This window comes from Paraburkholderia sp. (genome assembly GCF_026225065.1).
In the GTDB taxonomy this organism is placed as follows: Bacteria; Pseudomonadota; Gammaproteobacteria; order Burkholderiales; family Burkholderiaceae; genus Paraburkholderia.
In genome coordinates, this window is the sequence record NZ_JAMFSB010000425.1 from 1 (window position 1) to 2809 (window position 2809).

Consider the following 2809-nt stretch of genomic DNA (forward strand, 5'->3'; position numbering starts at 1 on the left):
CAGTAACAGCAACAGCAACATCGACGCCAACCTCGTCGCACGAAGAACAGCTATTGCGCGGCCGATATCTGATCGACGGGCCTGCGCATTGTGCAGCGTGCCACACGCCGATGAATCTGCTCGGGGCCGAAAAGCGCGATGAGGCGTTCGATGGAAACGTGATCGAAGGCTGGCAGGCACCTGCGCTGACCACGTTACTACGCGCGCCCAAACCGTGGACGCACGACCAGTTGACCGCGTATCTGCGTACCGGCCTTGCGGATCAACATGGCGCGTCGGCGGGGCCGATGCAGCCAGTCACGCTGTCGCTAGCGAATGCGTCCGATGCCGACGTCGACGCGATGGCCACCTATCTGCTTTCACTGCAATCGACAAGCGCTCCAGCATCAACAGACGCGGCACCGCAAGAAGCTCAAGCGCAAACCACGTCAGCCGACAACGCGCACGTGCAGAATGGCGCGGTGCTCTTTAGCGCTACGTGCGCGTCATGTCACGCAGCGCATGCACCGATGACGACGTTTGGCGACCGCCCTTCGCTCGCGCTCAGCACAGCCGTTAACGCGCAAGACCCACGCAATGCATTGCGGCTGATTCTCGACGGGATTCCTAACGAACGCAGCACACGCGGCCCGTACATGCCGCCGTTCGCCGGCACGCTCACCGACGCGCAGATTGCCGATCTCGCCGCGTTCCTGCGTGCCAACTTCAGCAGCCAACCCGCATGGACCCTCGACGCGGCTAACGTCGAGAAACTGCGCAAGGAGACTAGCGAACCATGATGACACTCGTCGTGAATGGCGTACCGCATCAGCTCGATATCGATCCATCGACACCGTTGCTCTATGCCTTGCGCAACCAGCTCGGCCTGCACGGCGCCAAGTTTGGTTGCGGTCTCGGCCAATGCGGCGCGTGCACCGTAATCGTCGGCGACCAGCCGGTGTTCTCGTGTCTGCTGCCCGTTGCGGCGGTCGGCACACGTGTGGTGCGCACGATCGAAGGACTTGGCACCACGGACAAGCCCGGCAAGCTGCAACAGGCATTCATCGACCGGCAGGCGGCACAGTGCGGCTACTGCATCGCCGGCATGGTGATGCGGGCACAGGCGCTGCTCGAACGCGTCCCCTCTCCCACCGACGAACAGATCCGCGCACATATGGAGCCGAACCTGTGCCGTTGCGGTACGCATATGCGGATACTCGCGGCGATCCGTGAAGCGGGGCAACACGCATGAACGACACGCCGACCACGCCCGACAGTGTCAGCCGCCGCCGCTTTCTGGCGGCGGGCAGCGTGATGGTCGGCTTTACGCTGATGCCTGGGGCACGCGCGCTCGCGCAGACCACCACGACCGAAGCCGGCACCTTCACCGCGTCAGCGCCGAGTCTGCCGGGCAGTCTGAAAACGGCGCCGATGCTCGACGCCTGGGTCAAGATCGACGAAACGGGCCGCATCAGCGTGTTTACCGGCAAGGCGGAACTCGGCACCGGCATTCGCACGGCGTTCATGCAGATCGCCGCCGAACAGTTCGGCGTGACGCCTGAACACATCACGCTCGTCACCGCGGACACCAACTCGACACCCGACGAAGGCTACACCGCAGGCAGCCACTCAACGGCCGACAGCGGCACCGCGATCGCCAACGCAACGGCTCAGGTACGGGCGCTCCTGCTCGAGGCCGCAGCAGCTCGATTGAACGTCGACGTTGCGGCGTTGACGACCCACAACGGTGAAATCATTGCCGCCGATGGCCGTCGTCTTGCGTTCGGCGAAGCGGTCAGCGGCGTCAATCTGCATCGCAATGCGCAGCCCGGCGTGCCGACCAAAGATCCCAGTACCTATAAGGTAATCGGTCAGTCGTTTCATCGTGTCGATATTCCGGGCAAGGTGACCGGCGCCCCACGCTATGTGCAGGATATGAAGCTGCCCGGCATGGTGCACGCGCGCGTGGTGCGGCCACCGTCCTATGGTGCGACGTTGAAGTCGGTGGATGTGGCGCAGGTGCGGTCGATGCCAGGCGTGATCGCCATCGTGCAGGACGGCAGTTATCTCGCGGTCGTGGCCGACGATGAATGGCGCGCCATCACCGCCATGCGCGCGCTGACGGAGCTCGCGCAATGGCAAAGCGGGCCGCCGCTGCCGGCACAGGCGACGATTCACGAGACGCTGGAGAAACTGCCCGCGCAGGAAATCTCCGTTGCCAACACGCAGGGCGCGGCGGCCCCCGCAGCGCAGACACTGCACGCGCGTTTCACGAAACCGTATCTGACGCATGGGTCGATCGGACCATCATGCGCTGTCGCCTGGCTCAACGATGGACAGATGACGGTCTGGACTCACACGCAAGGCGTCTTCCCGATGCGCAAAGGGCTGGCCGAAATGCTGTCGATGCCGCCCGAGCACGTGCGTTGCATTCATGTCGAAGGCTCCGGCTGCTACGGACACAACGGTGCCGACGATGTCGCCGCCGACGCCGCGCTGATTGCGCGCGCCGTGCCGGGAAAACCAGTCCGCGTGCAATGGATGCGTGAGCAGGAACACACGTGGGAGCCGTTCGGACCGGCGATGTCGAGTAATGTCTCCGCGTCACTCGATGCAAGCGGGCAGATCGTCGACTGGAAGTACGAGCTATGGAGCAACACGCATAACAACCGCATCGAAAACGCCGGGCGCTTCATGCCGACATGGTCTCTGTCGAAGCCCTTCACGCCCGCGCCGCCGAAACCGATTCCGATGCCTGAAGGTGGCGGCGACCGCAACAGCATTCCGTTGTATCGCGTGCCCAACTTGTACGTGCAGCATCATTTTTTAC

The 2809-nt window shown here is 63.5% G+C and carries 3 protein-coding genes; all 3 read left to right on the forward strand.

Annotation, left to right across the window (positions count from 1 at the left end):
- A partial coding sequence (locus M0954_RS29000; RefSeq protein WP_297356918.1) for a c-type cytochrome occupies positions 1 to 779 on the forward strand: 779 nt, incomplete at its 5' end.
- Positions 776 to 1231, forward strand: coding sequence for a (2Fe-2S)-binding protein (locus tag M0954_RS29005; RefSeq protein WP_297356920.1), 456 nt, complete (start codon positions 776 to 778; stop codon positions 1229 to 1231). The genes M0954_RS29000 and M0954_RS29005, both read left to right, overlap by 4 nt.
- On the forward strand, positions 1228 to 2809 hold a 1582-nt coding region (locus M0954_RS29010), incomplete at its 3' end, for a molybdopterin cofactor-binding domain-containing protein (RefSeq protein ID WP_297356922.1). The genes M0954_RS29005 and M0954_RS29010, both read left to right, overlap by 4 nt.